A 19580-nucleotide genomic window follows, 5' to 3' on the forward strand; every position below is an offset into this window, starting at 1 on the left:
TCAATTCTCCAGGGCTGCGGTGCCGGCCGCAGGCAGTTCCCGTTCGTCCGGGCGGACCTTGAAGCACGCGGCATACAGCGCCGGCAGGAAGAAGATGGTCAGGACCGTGGCGATGGTGATACCGCCCATCAGCGCAGTGGCCATCGGCCCGAAGAAGCCCGAGCGCAGCAGCGGAATCAGCGCCAGCACTGCCGCAGCGGCCGTGAGCATGATGGGCCGGAAGCGCCGCACGGTTGCGCCGATGATGGCGTCGAAGCGTTTCTGGCCCGCCGCAATATCCTGGTCGATCTGGTCCACCAGAATCACGGAGTTGCGCATGATGATCCCGAACATGGCAATCACGCCAAGCAACGCCACGAACCCGAATGGCTGGCCGAACAGCAGCAGCGCCGTCACCACGCCAATCAGACCCAGCGGTGCGGTCAACACGACAATGAACGTGCGCGAGAAGCTCTTGAGCTGGATCATCAACAGCGTCAGCACGGCAATGATCATCAGCGGCATCTCGGCATTGATCGACGTCTGGCCCTTCACACTCTCTTCCACCGCGCCGCCGATCTGGATGCGATAGCCCACAGGCAGCTTGGCACGTTCAGCGGCCAGCGCCTGATCGATGTCACGCGTCACGCCAATACCTTGCGCGTTGCCGCGCACGTCGGCCTGCACCGTGATGGTCGGCTGGCGATCGCGTTCCCAGATCACGCCGTACTCAAGCTTGTTCTGCACATGCCCAAGCGCGCCGAGCGGAACCGGGCCGTTGGGCGTCGGCATCGCCAGACCAGCGAGCTTGGCGGGGTCGACACGCTCCGTCTTCGGTGCCCGCAAATCGACATTGATCAGCTTGTCGCGCTCGCGATACTGCGTGACCGTGTAGCCAGACAGCGTCATGGCCAGGAAGTTGGAAACATCCTCCGACGTCACACCAAGCTGGCGCGCCTTGATCTGGTCGATCTCGAACGACATCGAACGTTCTGCCGGCTCATCCCAATCGAACTGCACGTTCTGTGTACGGGCATCGGCACGTACCTTCTCGGCCACCTTGTCAGCGATATTGCGTACGGTGGCAATGTCGTCGCCGCTCACACGGAACTTGATCGGAAAGCCGACGGGCGGGCCGTTCTCAAGCTGGGCGACACGGGTGCGGACACCGGAGAAATCCTTCTCCAGCGTGGCGTTGAGCCAGCGCGAGAGCGCATCGCGTTCTTCCACGTTCTTGGCCGTGATCACGAACTGCGCGAAGTTCGGCTGTTGAAGCTGCTGGTCCAGCGGCAGGTAGAAGCGCGGCGCACCGGTGCCGACGTAGTCGACAAAGTGCTCGATCTCTTTGCGGCCATCCAGGGCTTTTTCAAGACGCTTTGCCTCGCGCAGCGTGGCATCAAACGAAGCGCCTTCCGGCAAGCGAATATCCACCAGCAATTCGGGCCGCTCGGAATTCGGGAAGAACTGCTGCGGCACACGGGTGAACGCTGCCATGCCCAGTGCAAACAGCACGGCCGTCACCCCCAGAATCACCCAGCGACGCTCGATGCAGAACGAGATCCAGCCCGACAGACGCTGATAGAAGCCGGTGTTGTAGATATCGTGCTCATGACCATGTTCCGAGGCGCCGCTCTTGTGCTCGGGCAGCATGTGATAGCCCAGCAGCGGCACCAGCACCACGGCGGCAAACCACGACACGATCAGCGAGATGGCGGACACCTCAAAGATCGAGCGCGTGTACTCGCCCGTGCTCGACTTGGCCAGCGCGATCGGCAGGAAGCCGGATACCGTCACCAGCGTGCCGGTCAGCATCGGGAATGCCGTGCTGGAGTAAGCAAAGGCAGCGGCGCGCATGCGGCTCCAACCCTGCTCCAGCTTCACGGCCATCATCTCGACGGCGATGATGGCGTCGTCCACCAGCAACCCGAGCGCAAGCACCAGCGTGCCCAGCGAAACCTTGTCCAGCCCGATGCCGAACATGTGCATGCACAGCGCCGTGATGGCCAGCACGATCGGGATGGAGATCACCACAACCATGCCGGTACGCAAACCCAGCGATACCAGGCTCACCACCAGCACAATCGCCACAGCTTCACCGACCGAGCGTACAAACTCGTCCACAGAGTGTTTGACGGCATGCGGCATGCTGGAAACCGGAGACAGCTTCAGCCCTGCCGGCAGCGTCGCCTGCAGTTCGCCTGCCGTGGCGTCGAGCGCCTTGCCGAGGTCGATCACATCGCCGCCCTTTTGCATCGTGACGCCGATACCCAGCACGGCATGGCCGTTGGTGCGCATCTGCGTGACGGGCGGGTCGTCATAACCGCGCGTGATCTTGGCGATGTCACCCAGCCGGAACGTGCGCTTGTTCACGGTGATCAGCATGTCGGACAGCGCCTGCACATCCTTGAACGCGCCGGTGGGCCGCACGAACACGCGGTCATCAGCGGTCGTGATCGTACCGACCGGCGCCACGGTGTTCTGTGCGTCGATGGCCTGCGCGATCTGCTGTGGCGTGATGGCAAGCCGTGTCAGTTGCGCGTTGGAGATTTCGATGAAGACGTGTTCAGCCGGATCACCAAAGTAGTCCACCTTGGCGACGCCGGGCACACGCAGCAGCACGGTACGCAGCTTGTCCGCGTAGTCGTGCAGTTGCGCGGGCGAGAAGCCGTCGCCTTCCAGGGCGTAGATATTCGTGTAGACATCACCGAACTCGTCATTGAAGAACGGCCCGACCGTGCCCTTGGGCAAGTTCGCGCGAATATCGCCCACCTTCTTTCGCACCTGATACCAGGTCTCCGGCACGTCCTTGACGGGGGCGGAGTCCTTCATGGCGAAGAAGATCATCGACTCGCCAGGGCGCGAGTAGCTCTTGATGTTGTCGACATACGGTGCGGCCTGGAGCTGACGCCCGATGCGGTCGGTGATTTGTTCCTGCACTTCGCGCGCGGTGGCGCCCGGCCAGTACGTCTGGATCACCATCGTCCGGAACGTGAACGGCGGATCCTCGGACTGCGCAAGATGCGTGTAGCCAATGACGCCAAACAGCGTCGCCAGCCCGATCAGGAAGATCACCAGCTGCTGGTGGCGCAGGGCCCACGCCGACAGGTTGAAGCCGCCCTCGTCCGCCGGGGATGCCGGCGTCGCAACCTGCTCGGTGCCCTGCACGATTTCGCGATCATCCGCACTCATGATGCAAAGTCCTCAGGGTGCAGGGGCGCAACCACTTGCACGTGTTGCCCCGCATTGACGGCATGCACGCCCTGCATCACCACGCGATCACCGTCGCGCAAGCCGGAAGCGACCAGCACGCTGCGTTCGTCATAACGGGCGATGGTGACGGGGCGCAGCTCCAACGTATCCGTGTTCGCACGCACCACCCAGACCGCAGGCTCTTCGCCGCGGTGGAACAGCGCGGTGACCGGCAGCTTGAACGGATGCGCAGCCACCGCATCACCCTTGGCATCGAAGGCGATCGTGGCAGTCATGCCCATGCGCACCGCAGCGTTTGGCGCCACGAGCGACAGCTTGACGCGCCACGTACGGCTTTGCGGGTCGGCCGCGGGCGACACCTCGCGCACGCGCGCCTCAAAGCTTTGCGAGGGCGCAGCCGGCAGGCTCACGCGCGCCGTGCTGCCAACGGTGAGGGAGGACAGCACACGCTCCGGCGCATCGCAAACGATGTCGACGTCGCCCGTCCAATCGAGGTGATAGATCGATTGGCCAGCCTGGACGTTCTGGCCGGTGTCGGCATCCTCCGACGTGATGACGCCGTCGTGGTCTGCCACCAGCGTGGCGTAGCGCAGGCGATCGCCCACGAGTGTGGCTTGTGCCCGCGCGGAATCGCGTTGCGCAAGCGCAGTGGCATAGGCGTCCTGCGTCTGCTCCATCTGCGCCGGGGCAATCAGGTTCGCCTGCGACTGTGCACGGTCACGGTCAAGCTGTTGCTTGGCGTAGACCAGCCGATGTTCTGCGGCTTCCAGTTGCGCGCGTGCATTGGCCAGATCGTTGCGCAGATCCGCCTGATCCAGCATCGCCAGCACCTGCCCTTCCTTGACGGTATCGCCCAGACGCACGCGGCGCTCGACCACCTTGCCGCCAACACGGAACGACAGCGGCGTGGAATACCGAGCCTGCACCTGCCCGGGCAATGTGTTCGTAACGGCGTTGCCGTCCGGATGCAGCGTCAGCGCAACAACCGGCTTGGGTGCCGCGACCAGGGTTTCACTGTGGTGGCAGCCCGCCAGCAACACAGCGCAGCAGGCGGCAATGACAACAGGCGCGCGTTTGGAACGCCCGACGACGGACAGTTGGGGGCGCGCTGTCGTTCGCGCTTGACGACCGGGATATTTCACGATGTTTCCAAGCAAGTGATGGCCTAACGAACAAGGGGTCACGCGCATTCCGGAGCCGCGCCTCTTCTGCGCGATCAGCCCTCGGGTAACGCATAACGGAACTCGGATGTCGGGTACGCGAGTCGCCGGTCTCCACGGCGTTCAGGAACCACTTCTCGGCAAATGGGCTGCATGCAGCTGGCAAGCCATGGCGGACGGCTCTCTGGCCTTTGTCGCCGGGTGCTTGCCCCATCACCGCGTCCTAACTCAGGGCAATTCACCCTGATCGACCCTACGAGCGACATTAAACTCATAACTGATAATATTGTCAACTATGACGCGAGCCACTATCATCGCCATTGAAGACACCAATCGAGACCCCTATGCGGAACCTCACGAATCGCTTGGCCGAAGGCCGCCACCAGCGGCGCGGCACGCGTCGCAAAGAAGAAACACGGACGCGCCTGCTTCACGCGGCGTTGTTGTTGCTGTCTGAAAAAAGCATCGAGCGCGTTGCCATCAGCGAGATCACCGAAGCCGCCGATGTGGGCTTCGGCTCGTTCTACAACCACTTCGAATCGAAGGAAGGGCTCTTCGCCGCGCTGATCGACTGGGCGTTTGAAGACTTCGCTGACCGGCTGGATGGGGCAGCGCATGGCTTGACGGATCCGGCCGAGATCATTGCCATCTCAGTCCGTCACACCTTGCTGCGGGCGCAGCGTGAGCCGGTTTGGGGCCGGTTGCTGATGCGCGAAGGCGTCTCTACCCGCGCCCTGACACATAGCCTTGGCTTGCGCCTGCTACGCGACAGCCACCGTGGGCTCGCTGCCAAGCGGTTCGTCGTGGCAGATCCGTTGCCAAGCGTTCTTTCCGTGATTGGCACCGTGCTTGCCGGTGTTGCGGCCGAGTTGCACTTTGCGACGACTGCCGCCCGTCCGGGGCGCGGCCACCAAGCAGCGGCCGTTCGGGTGGAGCACCTGGCCGAACGTGCGGCCGTCTTCGTACTCCAGGCGCTGGGCATCAAGCGCGTTGAAGCGGAAAGAATCGCGCAACTGCCGTTGCCGATGTTCAAGGACGGCGACGCCGCAACCCCTGCGTGAGCCCTCGCAGCACTCGGCGAGGGTGTGTCAATCAGGCTTGATAGAGCGCGCTCGCGAGATAGCGGTGACGCAACGCCCGTAGCGCCGCCGCAAGAATGGCGCTGGCAGGCAACGCCAGCAGCACCCCAAAGAATCCGAACAGGTGGCCAAAGGCGAGCAGCGCAAAGATCACGGCCAACGGGTGCAGGCCAATACGCTCGCCAATCAAGCGCGGCGTGAGGAACACGTTCTCAAGAATCTGACCCAGGCCATACACCACAGCAACAGCGCCGATGCCGTACAGATCGCCAAACTGCAGCACGGCGGCCAACATGGCGAGCGCCAGGCCCGCGGCAAATCCCACATAAGGGATGAACACCGCCAGACCCGTGAACAACCCCAGCGGCAAGGCAATCTCGAAGCCGGCCAGCGTCAAGGCGATGGGGTAAAACGCGGCCAACACGACCATCACCAGAAGCTGCCCGCGCAGGTATTGCGACAGCATCCGGTCAATGTCGATGACGAACGCCCGCGTCTGGCCAAGCCACCGACGGGGGATCAGGCTTTCCATGCGCCGAAACATCTGGTGCCGGTCGTAGAGCAGATAGAACAGCACCAGCGGCACCAGCACGACGTTGCCCACCACGGTCAACATCGCGTTGCCACTGGTGCGCAGGTATTGCCAGACGGCGAGGACAGCGTTGCCATCGCCCCCAGTGTGCGGCGCGGACAGCAGATCGCGCAGATGCGGCAAATCCAGGTCGACGCCAAGCCCCAGAACAGCCAGCTTTGGCTGCAGCCATGCATTCAGATTGGCAAGCAGCACGGGAATTTTTGCCTGAAGTTGCGGACCTTCGGTCTGGACGACGGCGAACATGAGCGTTACGAGCAACGCCGCCATCGCCGCAAAGCACAGGATCATTGCCAGCGCAGCGAGCCACCGAGGCACGCGGTGCCGCGCCAGCCACTCCACCCCCGGCTGCAGCATGTAGGCAATGAGCGCGCCCAACAGGAACGGCGTCAGCACCGGCCGCAGTGCCCACATGAGCCCACCCATTGCCAGCGCAACAAGCCCCCATAGCCAGGCCTGGCGCCGTATCAGGGTGGACATCAGCGTTTTCCCACCATGCGCGCTCCCTTGGTGGTGGACGTTGCACTGTTCGCAATAGGCGGCGGTGCTAGCCCGAGAAGATGGTCCCCGCATCTCACCGCTCCTCAAAGTACGCGACGGCGTGGTCCATGAAGGCCCGGACTTTGGCCGGCACCAGCGTTCGGCTCATGTAGGCGAGGCGAACCTCCGCTGCGGTATCCAGGATGTCATGTTCACCCACCAACCGGACGAGGCGCCCTTCGCGCAGATCGTCTTCTACCAGCGCCAAAGGCAGCAGCCCCATGCCAAGTCCAGCCAGAACGACTTCACGGTTGAATGCGGCGTTGTTCGAGGCAATTTCGTAGCGCAGCGGAACGACCAGCGGCGCCCCATCGGTGCGGAACGTCACAATAGGCTTGTGCTGGTGCGGCGGTACGGTGACGAAGACATGGTCGGCCAGATCGGCCGGGTGACACGGGCGCCCACGCGCCTCCAAGTAGTGCGGTGTCGCCACGATGGCCAACGGCAAGCGATGCAGCAGCCGTGTCACAGCCAAGTCGGTGGCCAACATGAACGGCAATACCAAGCCGATGTCGTAGCCCTCGGTTGCGAGATCGACAACGCCTTCCAACAAGGTCACCTCAACCATGACGTTCGGGTTCTGGCGCTTGAACGATGCCACCAGCGGCGCAAGCCACCCTGACGTTGCGGTCGTATGCGCAACGAGCCGCAAGACGCCAACCGGCAGATGCCCCTGGCTGCGCGCGTCGGATTCCAGGCAATCCAGATCGTCGAGCACACGGCAGCATCCGTCATAGAAGCGGTGTGCCGCGTCCGTCAACGAGAACTGCTTGGTGGATCGGTGAAAGAGACGCGCCCCAAGCCGCTCTTCCAGGGAAGTGATTGCCCTTGAAACGACAGCCGGCGATACCCCAAGCATCTGCCCTGCCCGCCTGAAGTTCCTGACTTCGACGATCGTACGAAAGAGCCGCAAGCTCTCGAAATGATCCATAAACACCTCGAACAAGGCTCGCACGTACGGTCGCAGGTTGACGCGGCAACTAAACCACGCGCGCTATCGGACGCACTTCGCTGCACAACGGCAGCCCGTTGCTAGCCCTATCCCCGCCGCGAGCATTCACAATTTAATCATAACTGATGTAATTGTCAATTATGACATCAATGAACAGACACAAGGAATTCTTCGCGGAGGAATGTCGAGGGAATGTGTGGTTACTGAGCAGCCCAACAACCCGCTTGAGACTGGCCATCGATTACAGCCTCCGCCCAGCATCTTCGTCGGCACGTACCAATCGGGACAGCAACGTGATTGATGGTTGCCAACCACGGCATCATTGTTTCCCATTGTTAATGTACCAATTGGAACAGCAGTGCGATAATCGCGACCGCGCCGCAAATGATCTGGAGGCGCACACAGCCAATCAACCAAGCTCATCCATCTTGAAGCGACTCCACCCCAAAACGACAGCAGCGAAAACCGCAGCATGCCTGCTGGCTGGTTGCGCCCTGCTCGCACCGCTGACCACGCAGGCCAAGCCCGCCTCGCTGGACGACAAACTGGCCGCCACGGTCGAGCAGTACGAGCAAAAGCCCAACGAGAAGAAACTGGCGGCCATCCGCGACCTGCTGGCCAAGGGCGCGCGTGCGCACCGCGCGCAGCCGGCCGAGTACGACGGCCCACAAGGCATGTCCGCCCTGGCGGTAGCCATCTCGAACAACGATGCCGACCTGGTCGACCTCCTGCTCACGCAGAAGAACGATCTGGAGATCCCTGTCTATCGTGATCTGGGCAATCAGCCGTTGGTCTACGCCATCTCGGGCATCGACACCAACGGCAAGGCTTCGCCGCAAAACCTGCGCATCGTCAAAGCGCTGATTGCGGCCGGGGCCAACGCCAACGCGCTGAACAACGACGGCAACAACACGCCGCTGCTGCAGGCATCGGGCCTGCGTCTCAACGCCCCGAGCCTGGAAATCATGCGTCTGTTGCTGAGCGCCGGCGCCAACCCGAACCTGCGCAACCAGAATGGTGAGACCGCACTCATGGGCATGGCCGCAGGCAACCTGGATGCGACAAAGCTGCTGATCGGGGCTGGTATCGACGTGGGCGCGCGCTCCAAATCTGGCGCCACTGCACTGAACTACGTGTGCGATCGCCACGTCGACCTGCACCGCAAGCCCGACCCGCAAGCCGGCGAGCGTATCAAGCTGCTGCTCAAGCCCGGCACTGACCTCAACTCGGCCGCGTGGATGAAGACGTCGGGCGATGCACCGGTACCGCTGGCATCCGCCACGCTGGCCGGCAACGCCGACTGCGTGCGTGCGCTGATCAAGGCCGGCGCCAACCCGGATGCTCGGTACTACTCCGATGCGGTGGCTGCGGCGTCTCCGGATCTCAAGAGTGTGACTGTGCGCAAGGACGTGCTGGCGAATCCGAGCTTCCATGACGACGATACGCTGGCCATCTTCCGCAGCGTCAAGCGCTGAGGCGAAGGCAACAAACGCGCGTGCAAGCCCTGGCGGCAGGCAACAAGCCTGCCGCTTCTTTTTCTTTGGCGACGTCCGCACACTGCGCGCCTCAAGACGGATCTCTGTTGGATACAATCCGCGCCAGCAAAAGATGGCCAGGGGCGCCCTTACCCGCTGATCCACCTGCGCTACCGGCCGGCAGCATAAATTCACGTGGTTACGTGTTCGGAAAACCATCGCGGCTTGCCGACCACACAACCGCCCACGCAGCAACGAGCAACGCCAGCAGCACCGGAGCAAACGCGCCAACCCCAAACTGCTCGAGCAGTACGCCGCCGAGCATGCCGCCGCCGGCAATCGCCGCGTTCCAAGTGGTAACCAGCATGGATTGGGCGACATCCGCGGCATCCCTCGCCGTCTTGGCAAGCGCCGTCTGGAACAGCGTTGGAACCCCGCCGTATGCCAACCCCCAGGCTGCCACGGCCAAATAAACGCAGGCCGACTCGCGGCTCGCCCAACCCAAGACTGCGGTGGCCGCACCAAACAGCAGCATGCTGGCGAGTGTCAGGTGGCGCAGGTGTCGATCGATCAGCACGCCAACGCCGCCGATGCCCGCAAGCGCAGCGATGCCGAACGCCAGCAACACCAGATCGACCTGATCACCCATCTTTACGGTCGCAAGAAAGGGCGCGATATAGGTGTAGAGAATATTGTGGGCGAGCACGAAGGTCAGCACGGCAAACAGAACGGAGCGCACCCCTGGCACAAACAATGTGCCGCGCAATGACAAGCGCTGCCTGGCGGCAACGCCGGCGAAATCGGGCACCCGCAAGCGTACCCATACGATCAGAATCACGGCCAGCAAACTCATGATGCCGAAGCCGGCACGCCACCCGATCACGCTCCCAAGAAGCGTCCCTGCCGGCACCCCCAGCGATAGCGCCAGCGGCGTGCCAAACATGGCGACGGCAATCGCCCGCCCTTGTTGATGCACAGCGACCATGCGCGCAGCATATCCAGCGAGCAGCGCCCACAGCAGACCCGCCGACATGCCAGCCAAAAACCGGGCCAGCAGCGTTAAGGCGTAACTCGTGGAGACTGCCGTCACCGCATTGGCGAGCGCAAACCCTGCAATGGCGGCCAAGAGCAATGGCCTACGCCGCAGATGTTGTGTCAGCGTGATCAACGGGATGGCCGCCACCAGAGACCCGACCGCGTAGGCCGTGACAAGCTGGCCGACCAGCGCCTCGGAAACCGCCAGCCCCCTGGCCATGGGCGGCAGCAAACCGGCCGGCAACGCTTCGGTCAAAACGGTGATGAACCCCGCCATGGCGAGCGCCAGCAGTGGGGCCATGGGCAAACGGCCCGCAGCACGGGCAGATGCACCGCCTTGGCGTTCGGGCTGGAGTTCCAGCTCTTGTACGGTCCGCATCAACGCGCCTCCTGCAAGGCGCCATACACGGCATCGCGCACATCGGTCACGAAGCGCCCCGACATGCCCTCATACAAGGTGTTGGTGAAGGCAACGACGCTGAGACGCTGCGCCGGATCGACAAACCACGCATGACCATATGCCCCACCCCATCGCCAGGTCCCGTCAGTTTCCGGAGAGTTGGCTAGCCGCCTGTCACGCAGCACAGAAAAACCGAGGCCAAAGCCGAATCCCGGCGCATCGCGCAGTTCAAGCCCTCCAGTCTGGTCTCGGCCCATCTCGTTGACCAACGCGTCGGGCAGCAGCACACCACCGCGCTCGCGCAGGGCCTCGAGAAAGCGCAGGAAGTCGGCCGCAGTGCCCGCCATGCCAGCACCGCCCGAGGGGAACGCACACGCATCGAAGATGCGGGCCGGGCTGTAGCGTATGCCGACCGTGCCTTCAAACACCGGCACGGTCTCGCCTTCTTGCAACCGGTGTGGCTGAGGTTCGTCGCTCACATAGGCGGTCGCCACACGCTGCGCGTCGCGCGCGAAAAAGCTGGTATCCGTCATGCCTAGTGGTTCGGTCACCAGCTCGTGGATCGCCACGTCCAGTGGTGCGCCGACAATCCGTTCGATTAGCGCCCCCATCACGTCGATCGAGAGCGAGTAATGCCATGCCGTTCCGGGCTCAAAGAGCAGCGGCGCGCTGGCGATGCGCCGCAGGTTTTCTTCCTGGCTGATGCCGGATGCGTCCATGCCGTCGGACACGGCAGCCCGAGCGTAGGGACCATCCGGGTCCGTCTCCAGAAAGCGATAGCCCAGCCCCGCTGTGTGACTGAGCAGTTGCCGCGAGGTGATGCGCGCCAGCCGTCCATCAGCCAGACGTGGCTGGAATGCAGGCAGATAGCGATCAACGCCCTCGTCGAGGTCCAGCTTCCCCCGTGCAACCAGCACCAGCGCAGCGGCGGCAACAATCGGTTTACTGACCGAAGACAGCCTGAAGATCGTGTCAAGCGTCATCGGGCGGCCACTTTCGCGGTCGGCCAAACCAGCGGCCTGCTGATGAATCAGTTGGCCGTCACGCGCGACCAGCACGACGGCGCCGACCGGTCGTTGCGCATCAATAGCCTGTTGAAGAGCGCGTTGGACACGTTCGTCCAGGGGCGCGGATACGGTTACTGCGCGTTGCAGAAGTGTGGAAGCAGACAAGGTGAACTCCTTTCTTGATCAAACTTCCGCCACGATAGAAAGCCCGCGATTCAAGAAAAAGTGGGGTAGATTTCACTTCTATCAGGACATGGATGTCCGCAATCAAGGACGTAGCTTGGACAGCCTCAACAACTTTGTCGTGTTTGTGCAGGTGGCTGAGACACGCAGCTTTGTCGCAGCCGGCCGTCTGCTGGGTGTGTCGGCATCCGCCGTTGGCAAGAGCATGGCAAGACTGGAAGACCGGCTTGGCGTACGCCTCTTTCATCGCAGCACACGCAGCGTGACCTTGACCGCCGAGGGCACGTTATTCCTGGAACGCAGCCGCCGCATCCTGGCCGAGATCGAGGCGGCAGAGTTGGAGTTGCGCCAGGCTACCGATGCGCCTCGCGGCCGCTTGCGCGTCAGCCTGCCGCTGGTCAGCTCCTTGGTGCTGCCGGTACTCAGCGACTTCATGCGCATGTACCCCGATATCGAACTGGACCTCGACTTCACGGATCGGCTGGTCGATGTCATCGAAGAAGGCTTCGATGCGGTGGTCCGAACGGGTGCGCCTGCCGACTCGCGGCTTTCAGCCCGCAGGCTCGGCACGTATCGGGCCATGCTGGTTGCCTCCCCTGCCTATCTGGCAGAGCGCGGCACGCCGAAGGTGCCGGCTGATCTGGCCAACCACAGTTGCCTGCACTATCGCTTCCCGAACAGCGGCAAGCTGGAGCCGTGGCCATTGCGCCGCGCGCCAAGCGAACCTGAATCGATGATCCCGACATCGATGATCTGCAACAACATCGAGGCACGCCTGTGTTTTGCGCTGCAAGGCCTGGGCATTGCCTTCCTGCCGGACTTCTCGATCCGGAAAGCGTTGGCCGATGGCCAGCTATGCCCCGTGCTGGCCGATCACCTGGACTGGGAAGGGACCTTCAACGTACTGTGGCCGGCCAGCAAGCACCCGTCCCCCAAGGTCCGGGCATTGGTCGACTTTTTATGCGCGCGCGTGTTTCCCGCTGACACTGTGGCAAAGCCGCCCCGTCGCGCGACCACCGTGCGCGGTACTCACCAGCAATCGGGCTAGTAGGCATTCCGCTGGGTGCGCCTGCCCCCAGTGACGCAATGCTTCGTCAGCCAAAGAGCCCCATGAAGGCATGACGCAGCAACAGCGCAGCCAGCACAAGCATGGTCGTGCCGATCAGGCCATCCAGCACCTGCCACGCGCGCGGCTTCGCAAACCACGGCGCCAGCCAGCGCGCACCGAACCCCAGCAACACAAACCAGAACGCACTGGCTGAACTTGCGCCCGCGACGAACCAGCCGCGCAATGCCGCCGGCTGTTGTGCGCCAATGCTGCCGACCAGCAGCACCGTATCGAGGTAGACGTGGGGGTTGAGCAGCGTAAAGGCTGCCGCCTGCGCCAGCGCAGCGCCTCGGCTCAAACCATCACCGCCTTCTGAGGCCCGCAATTGACTAGCGTGTCGCGCACGTTGCAGCGCCCGCCACCCATACACCGCCAGAAAGGCGGCGCCGGCCAATGCCATTGCGTTGGCAAGCCCAGGGCGCTCGCCCAGCGCCTGAGCCATGCCCATGACACCGGCCGTCAATAGCAACGCGTCTGCCACCGCGCAAAACAGCACCACGCTGCCCACATGCTCACGACGCAGCCCCTGGCGCAATACAAACGCGTTCTGTGCGCCAATGGCGACGATCAGCCCCAGGCTCAAGACCAAGCCCTGGAGGGAGATAGATAGCGCCAGCGAATTGGGAGTCAGCAAGGTGTCCATGCGTGTAGCTTGCCTGCGCCAAGCAATGAAGACAAACTATCCTTACTTCATTCAATTCAGTTTTACTTAACTCATGCTGGATTACGCCGCCCTCTCTGCATTGGCCGCCGTCGTTCGGGAAGGCAGCTTTGAACGCGCTGCGCGCGCACTCCATGTCACGCCATCGGCAATTTCACAGCGCATTCGATTGCTGGAAGAGCGCGTAGGCTGCGCGCTGGTGGTGCGCGACCAACCCTGCCGGGCGACTGAGACGGGGCGACAGCTTTGCCAACATGTCGACCGTGTTCGGCTGCTCGAACAGGAGTTGCAAGGCGCGCTGCCCGTGCTGGCGCCGGAGGGCATTGCGCGGGTGCCGCTGCCCATCGCCGTGAATGCCGACAGCTTGGCCACGTGGCTCGCCCCGCCCATTGCGGCCTTCGGTGCTGAACACCCGGTGCTGATGGAGGTGGCGGTGGACGACCAGGACCACACCACCGAATGGCTGCGCAGTGGCGCCGTGCTGGCCGCTGTCACCGCCACGGCTCGCCCGGCAGCCGGTTGCAATAGCCGGCCGTTGGGCTCCATGCGCTACCTTGCGGCCGCCAGTCCGGCGTTCGTGCAACGCCATTTCGCTGACGGGGTCGGCGCCGGCAGCTTGGCCCGCGCGCCCAGCCTGCTGTTCAACACCAAAGATGAGCTGCAAGCGCGCTGGGCGCGGCGCCTATGCCATCGGCATGTGGAATTGCCTCGCCACATGCTGCCGTCATCTCAGGCCTTTGTCGCAGCGGCAGTTGCTGGCATGGGATGGGGTCTGCATCCGCAGGCGCTGATCGCGTCGCACCTCAAGGCGGGCACACTGGTTGAACTGGTGCCCGACACGCCGCTGGATGTGCCGCTGCACTGGCAGTACGCGCGGGCGGCATCCGCATTGCTAGACGGATTGAGCCGCGAAGTTTTGACGGCGGCGCACGCCGCCCTGCTGCCACCTTGAGGTGCCGCAGAGAAACGTTGCGGCGCACGCCTCACAACGAAGTCGTTTCCAAATGTTAATGGCGTGAGCGATGGTCGACTTGCCGGGAAGACAACGGGTGGTGCGAGAACCGCTCGCAGCATACAGTTCATGCCATGAAAAAAGCCCTCTACGCCCCGTCCCTTGTCCTGCTGGCGCTGCTTGGCGCATGTGGTTCGTCCTCGCCACCGCAACAGCAGCTTACCGATCAGGCCAAAACGGACAGCACGGCCAGTGCCGATAGCGGTTGGATAGCACTACGCATCAAGTACATGGATTGCACCCAACGCCGCGCCGATGACGGCGTGCCCGGCAACGCACAGACAAAGGCCGTGGTGTCGTCTGCATTGGACGCATGCGCAGACGATCTGCAAGCCATGCACGATGCCTTCCGCGACCATCTCAGCGCGCAGATGAGTTCGTCCGGTGCCCGCAAGGCGGCTGACCGCGTCACGCAAGAAACCCGTGACAAGGCGCGTGTCTATCTCACAAGCTATGTCGACTACGCCCGTTACCAGGCGAAATCACGCTAAGCCCGCGACACGCCGCTGACGCGGCTTACAGCATCTCCAGCGGCCGCGGCCCTTTCGGTGGCGGAAAGAGACGGTCCAGCTCGGCCAATTGCTCCGGCGTCAGTTGGCGCTCCAACGCACCGAAATTTTCACGCAACCGCTCGCGGCGGCTGGTCTTGGGAATGGCGATGATGTCGTTGCGCGCGAGCAGCCAGGCCAGCGCCACCTGTGCCGGCGTCATGTCGCATTCCTGCGCAAACCGCACCAGCTTCGGGTGACGTGCCAGTTGTGCCTGCTCGATGGGGGAATACGCCATCACGGGCACACGGTGTTCGCGCAGCCACGGTAGCAAATCCCATTCGATACCGCGCCGGCCCAGGTTGTAGAGCAACTGGTTGACCGCAACCTGATCGCCACCGGGCGCGTCCCAGAGTTCTTCCATATCCGACAGGTCGAGATTGCTCACACCGTAGTGGCGAATCTTGCCCTCGCGCTGCAGGGCCTGCAGACCTTGCACCGTCTCTTCCAGCGGAACGCTGCCGCGCCAGTGCAGCAGGTACAGGTCAATGCGATCGGTGCCTAGCCGGTGCAGGCTGCGCTCGCACGCGGCTGCAATACCCCGCCGGCTGGCGTTGTGCGGATAGACCTTGCTGACGAGAAACACCGCGTCGCGACGCCCGGCAATCGCCTCGCCAATCATCTCTTCGGACAAGCCTTCGCCGTACATTTCTGCGGTGTCGATCAGGCGCAGGCCGAGGTCAAGCCCCAGGCGCAGCGTGGCGATTTCCTCAGCGCGTGCGGCGCGGCTCTCGCCCATATTCCACGTTCCCATGCCGAGCGCTGGCACGCGCTCGCCGTCGGGCAAGGTGACATGTTTCATGCGTGATGTTCCGGTTGGAGCCGGCGGGTTGTGGTGGCCTTTACGCACCACGTTGCCCACTCGGGCTCGTTAGCACCCTATGAATCTACAAGACACCAGGCACACGGGTAAGGCCCGATCCGTCCGGTCAGAAAATACGCGACAAACACCTGCTATCACGCCAATTGCGCTCGGCGCGTTCGCCCTCCACGACCCACGACCTCTCGCAGCGCTTGCGCAAACCGCGCGACAACAGGTGTCGCTGCGTTTTCGTCAAAGGCGAATTCCACATCGAAGCGATCGGACACCTCTCGCAGCGGCACGAGCTGCACCGTGGGCGGACACAGGGCAGACAGGCTCTCCGGCACAAACGCACACCCCATGCCCGCCGCCACAAGACCCACCACGGTTGGGATGTCGCTGCCGATCTGGGCCACGCGCGGCGCGAAGCCGGCGCGCTCACATTGCTGCATCAAGAAGCGATGGTGCGCGGAGGAGCGCTCCGGATCGAACCACACGAACGGCTGATCCACCACATCGGCCAGCCGCTTCGGCGCCTTGTGGTGAGCAGCTTGCGCTGCGGGCATGGCCAGGACAAAGCGGTCGCTCAACAGCGCAATACCGGACAGATGCGGTGCCTCATCACGGCGCCAGGCCATGATGCCGCCGTCGATCTGCTTGCGCGCAATGGCGGTCGCCTGCGCTGCGGAAAGCATCGGCGCCACCGAAACCTTGACCTCTGGGCACGCGGCGCGAAATGCCTGCAGCACGTTCGTCACAACGGTTGCGCTGAGATAGTTCGGCAGCACACCCAGGTGCAGTTCACCGAGCTGACCTGCAGCGCAACGCAAGGCACGATCGCGCCCGGTTTGCAGATCCGCCAGCAGTTGCCGGGCGTCACGCAGAAAACTTTCACCGGCGGCGGTCAACTGCACGCCCCTCGCCTTGCGCGTCAGCAGCGGCGTGCCGACGGCGGCTTCCAACTCAAGGATCTGCCGCGACAAGGCGGGCTGCACGATGCCGATGGCCCGCGCGCCCGCCACCACGCTGCCCGCCTGCGCGACCGCAATGAAGTAGCGAAGGTGGCGTAGTTCAATGTTCCGCATATCGATTCGGCAGGCTCTTACCCATACCTATCAAGCATAGCAAATCCGCCTATAAAGCATTTGTACGCATAGCCATGAATGCCTAGGATGGGCGCCTCCTTGAACATGCGTTGCAGCACATCACGATCAGACATGACGCTTCACATCCACACGCCCTTTGTACAGTCCCAACCCTATTCACAGCGGCTGGGCAACCCGGTGTGGCTGAAGATGGAGGCCGCGCAACCGTCCGGCTCGTTCAAGCTGCGGGGCATCGGCGCCCTGTGTGAGGGACAACACGCGGCGGGTGCGCAGCGGTTCATCTCATCTTCCGGCGGCAATGCGGGGATTGCGGTGGCCTATTGCGGGCGCAAGCTCGGTGTTCCCGTCGCGGTCGTGGTGCCGGAAAGCACACCGCAACGGGCGCGCGACCTGATCCGCCAGGAAGGTGCCGAGCTGATCGTGCATGGCGCCGCGTGGGCAGAAGCGCATGCGTTTGCACAGTCCCTGATCGCCCCGGGGGACGCCTTCTTGCACCCCTTCGACGATCCGGTCATCTGGCAGGGACACGCCTCACTGGTGGACGAAATGGCGGCGTCCGGACACAAGCCCGGCGCAATCCTCCTCGCCGTCGGCGGGGGTGGGCTCTTGTGCGGCGTGATGGAAGGGCTGCAACGCAACGGGTGGTCCGACGTACCTGTCGTTGCCGTGGAAACGGAGGGAGCCGACTGCTTCGCGCGTTCAATCGCACAAGGCAAACCCGTCGAACTCGCCACCATTTCGAGCGTGGCCACCTCGCTGGGTGCCAAGCGGCCGTGCGACGGTGCGCTCGAATGGGCAGCCCGCCGCGAGATCTACAACGTCGTGGCGTCAGATGCGCAGGCGGTGAAGGCGGCGCTCCGGTTTCTTGACGAGCACCGCGTCGTGGTCGAGCCGGCCTGCGGGGCAGCATTGGCGGCGCTGGATTGCGGGCACCCTGCACTCAAGGCGGCCGCCAGCGTTGCCGTAGTGGTGTGTGGTGGCGCCACGGTCACGGCCCAGCAACTACACGACCTGGCGGCACGGTTCGATTGAAGGCGGCAGCGGGCTAACCCATCGGGTTCACGCCAATCCAGCGTGCGTGGAGATAAAACGCAAACGCGCCCCAGGCGACAACACCAATCACAACGGGAATCACATCGCGTGAAAGCACCCCGCCGGGATAGACCAAGCCTTCCACGCGATCCCGCTGACGCGCGGCCGCGAAATCGACCAGCGCCCAGACCAGGAAAGCGCCAAACAACACGACCGCATGCAACGTGCCATTTGCCAGCAAATGCGCCAGCGCCCACAGCACCACGCTAAGCGCCTGCGGATGCCGGACCCACGCCTTGAAGTGATTACCCGGAACGTACGCCGCCGCAAAGAGGATGAACGCCGCCAGTGTCAGCAAGCCCGCAAGATGGGGCGCCCACGCCGGCCGAGTCCACAGCACGAGCGGTTCGTGCCGCGCGATACCGTATCCCCAGATAACCAGCGCCAGCCCGACGATGGAGGCGACGGAGTACGCACCTTTCCAGCCCTTCTCGCCCATCTGGGCAATCCGGGCCTTGCGCCATCCCTCCGCAACAATGCGAACGGAATGCACGCCCAGGAAGATCAGCAAACCCAATATCAGGACGGACATGGCGGGCTCCTTTAGCCAGACCCACGCTCGTTGTCGAGCTCAAGGCGGTGGCGGCAACACGCGCAGCGTGATCGAAAACCGGTTATCAAGAGAAAAAACGCCCCTCGGGCCTGACCCCGAAGGGCGTTTTGCCGCCGCTTACAACGCGTTGAGCGGAATCTTCAGATACTGCACGCCATTGTGTTCAGCCGGCGGCAGCGCGCCCGCGCGGATGTTGACCTGGATGGATGGCAGCATCAGCGTTGGCATACCCAGCGTGGCGTCGCGCTTGGTGCGCATCAGCACGAAATCATCCTGTGTCACGCCATCACGCACGTGGATGTTGGCGCGGCGCTGTTCAGCCACGGTGGTGTGGCAAGTGGCCTCGCGCCCTGCAGGCGGATAGTCATGGCACATGTAGAGCCGCGTGTCGGCTGGCAAGTCGAGCAGACGGCGAATCGACTGGTACAGCGTGCCCGCATCACCGCCAGGGAAATCACAGCGCGCCGTGCCCACGTCGGGCATGAAGAGCGTGTCACCTACAAACACGGCGTCCCCCACCTGATAGGCCATATCCGCCGGCGTGTGGCCCGGCACGGCCAGCGCCTTCGCTTCCAGTTCGCCAATGTGGAAAACCTCGTCCGGCGCGAACAAGTGGTCAAACTGCGAGCCGTCGAGCTGGAATGACGGCTCCAGGTTGAAGATCGGCTTGAACACGCCCTGGACCACGCGAATACGCTCGCCGATGGCGATACGTCCGCCAAAGCGGCCACGCAGGTACGGCGCAGCCGACAGGTGATCGGCATGGGCGTGCGTTTCCAGCAGCCATTCGACGCGCAACCCGTGCGCTTCGATGAAGGCCGCCACGCGGTCGGCAGACAGGGTGCGCGTGCGACCAGATTTCGGGTCGTAATCAAGTACCGAGTCGATCACAGCGCACGGCGTACCCGGCCCCGCATGGACCACGTAGGTCACGGTGCAGGTGTCGGTATCGAAAAATGGTTCGATCTGGGCGTGCATGTTGGGGCTTCCGCAAACAATCTATATTTTTATAGAATATCGCCAGATATTCTGTCTGCCAATAGCGCCGCACCGAGCGACCGGCAGAACAACACGCACCGCGCCCCG

The 19580-nt window shown here is 63.3% G+C and carries 17 protein-coding genes; 6 read left to right on the forward strand and 11 right to left on the reverse strand.

All coding sequences use genetic code 11. The features are described from left to right. Positions 1 to 3168, reverse strand: a complete 3168-nt coding sequence (locus C404_RS41955) for an efflux RND transporter permease subunit (protein ID WP_021194782.1) — start codon at positions 3166 to 3168, stop codon at positions 1 to 3. After that, positions 3165 to 4331, reverse strand: a complete 1167-nt coding sequence (locus C404_RS41960; protein WP_031329331.1) for an efflux RND transporter periplasmic adaptor subunit — start codon at positions 4329 to 4331, stop codon at positions 3165 to 3167. The genes C404_RS41955 and C404_RS41960 overlap by 4 nt, the downstream gene beginning before the upstream one ends. A gap of 362 nt (positions 4332 to 4693) precedes the next feature. Between C404_RS41960 and C404_RS41965 the strand changes: the two genes are divergently transcribed. Then, the gene (locus C404_RS41965; protein WP_021194784.1) at positions 4694 to 5410 is read left to right on the forward strand and encodes a TetR/AcrR family transcriptional regulator; all 717 of its coding nucleotides are present in this window, start codon (positions 4694 to 4696) and stop codon (positions 5408 to 5410) included. Positions 5411 to 5441: 31 nt separating this feature from the next. Here the strand turns inward: C404_RS41965 and C404_RS41970 are convergent, their stop codons facing one another. Continuing rightward, positions 5442 to 6500, reverse strand: coding sequence for an AI-2E family transporter (locus C404_RS41970; protein WP_031329332.1), 1059 nt, complete (start codon positions 6498 to 6500; stop codon positions 5442 to 5444). A 94-nt stretch (positions 6501 to 6594) separates the two neighbouring features. Continuing rightward, on the reverse strand, positions 6595 to 7491 hold the full coding sequence (locus tag C404_RS41975; RefSeq protein WP_031329333.1) for a LysR family transcriptional regulator: 897 nt from the start codon (positions 7489 to 7491) through the stop codon (positions 6595 to 6597). 449 nt (positions 7492 to 7940) lie between these two features. On the opposite strand from C404_RS41975, the gene C404_RS41980 reads away from it, so the two are divergent. Continuing rightward, on the forward strand, positions 7941 to 8987 hold the full coding sequence (locus C404_RS41980; RefSeq protein WP_160170176.1) for an ankyrin repeat domain-containing protein: 1047 nt from the start codon (positions 7941 to 7943) through the stop codon (positions 8985 to 8987). Between the two features lie 199 nt (positions 8988 to 9186). On the opposite strand, the gene C404_RS41985 is transcribed toward C404_RS41980, so the two are convergent. Further along, positions 9187 to 10323, reverse strand: a complete 1137-nt coding sequence (locus tag C404_RS41985; protein WP_232317485.1) for an MFS transporter — start codon at positions 10321 to 10323, stop codon at positions 9187 to 9189. Positions 10324 to 10400: 77 nt separating this feature from the next. Beyond that, positions 10401 to 11546, reverse strand: coding sequence for a serine hydrolase domain-containing protein (locus C404_RS41990; protein WP_374754744.1), 1146 nt, complete (start codon positions 11544 to 11546; stop codon positions 10401 to 10403). A gap of 163 nt (positions 11547 to 11709) precedes the next feature. Here C404_RS41990 and C404_RS41995 point away from each other — a divergent pair, with 163 nt between their 5' ends. Continuing rightward, positions 11710 to 12660, forward strand: coding sequence for a LysR family transcriptional regulator (locus C404_RS41995; RefSeq protein ID WP_049285430.1), 951 nt, complete (start codon positions 11710 to 11712; stop codon positions 12658 to 12660). 46 nt (positions 12661 to 12706) lie between these two features. On the opposite strand, the gene C404_RS42000 is transcribed toward C404_RS41995, so the two are convergent. Beyond that, positions 12707 to 13363 carry a LysE/ArgO family amino acid transporter gene (locus C404_RS42000; protein WP_021194791.1) on the reverse strand — a complete coding sequence of 219 codons (657 nt, stop codon included), beginning with the start codon at positions 13361 to 13363 and terminating at the stop codon, positions 12707 to 12709. Positions 13364 to 13436: 73 nt separating this feature from the next. Here C404_RS42000 and C404_RS42005 point away from each other — a divergent pair, with 73 nt between their 5' ends. Both C404_RS42005 and C404_RS42010 read left to right on the forward strand, forming a co-directional pair. Next, the gene (locus C404_RS42005; protein ID WP_021194792.1) at positions 13437 to 14333 is read left to right on the forward strand and encodes a LysR family transcriptional regulator ArgP; all 897 of its coding nucleotides are present in this window, start codon (positions 13437 to 13439) and stop codon (positions 14331 to 14333) included. Positions 14334 to 14467: 134 nt separating this feature from the next. Continuing rightward, positions 14468 to 14884: a hypothetical protein gene (locus C404_RS42010; RefSeq protein WP_021194793.1), complete on the forward strand. Its 417-nt coding sequence runs from the start codon at positions 14468 to 14470 to the stop codon at positions 14882 to 14884. A gap of 25 nt (positions 14885 to 14909) precedes the next feature. Here C404_RS42010 and C404_RS42015 read toward each other — a convergent pair whose 3' ends face one another. Together C404_RS42015 and C404_RS42020 are read right to left on the reverse strand one after the other, a co-directional pair. Beyond that, a complete protein-coding gene (locus C404_RS42015) occupies positions 14910 to 15743 on the reverse strand; it encodes an aldo/keto reductase (protein ID WP_021194794.1) in 834 nt (277 codons plus the stop codon). Between the two features lie 155 nt (positions 15744 to 15898). Continuing rightward, positions 15899 to 16828, reverse strand: coding sequence for a LysR family transcriptional regulator (locus tag C404_RS42020; RefSeq protein ID WP_021194795.1), 930 nt, complete (start codon positions 16826 to 16828; stop codon positions 15899 to 15901). Positions 16829 to 16960: 132 nt separating this feature from the next. On the opposite strand from C404_RS42020, the gene C404_RS42025 reads away from it, so the two are divergent. Then, a complete protein-coding gene (locus C404_RS42025; RefSeq protein WP_021194796.1) occupies positions 16961 to 17881 on the forward strand; it encodes a pyridoxal-phosphate dependent enzyme in 921 nt (306 codons plus the stop codon). A 13-nt stretch (positions 17882 to 17894) separates the two neighbouring features. On the opposite strand, the gene C404_RS42030 is transcribed toward C404_RS42025, so the two are convergent. Together C404_RS42030 and C404_RS42035 are read right to left on the reverse strand one after the other, a co-directional pair. Continuing rightward, entirely contained in the window at positions 17895 to 18473 is a 579-nt protein-coding gene (locus C404_RS42030; protein WP_021194797.1) for an NnrU family protein, read from the reverse strand. Positions 18474 to 18611: 138 nt separating this feature from the next. Then, entirely contained in the window at positions 18612 to 19472 is an 861-nt protein-coding gene (locus C404_RS42035; protein WP_021194798.1) for an MBL fold metallo-hydrolase, read from the reverse strand. Between the last annotated feature and the right edge of the window lie 108 nt (positions 19473 to 19580).

This window comes from Ralstonia sp. AU12-08 (genome assembly GCF_000442475.1).
GTDB lineage: Bacteria > Pseudomonadota > Gammaproteobacteria > Burkholderiales > Burkholderiaceae > Ralstonia > Ralstonia insidiosa.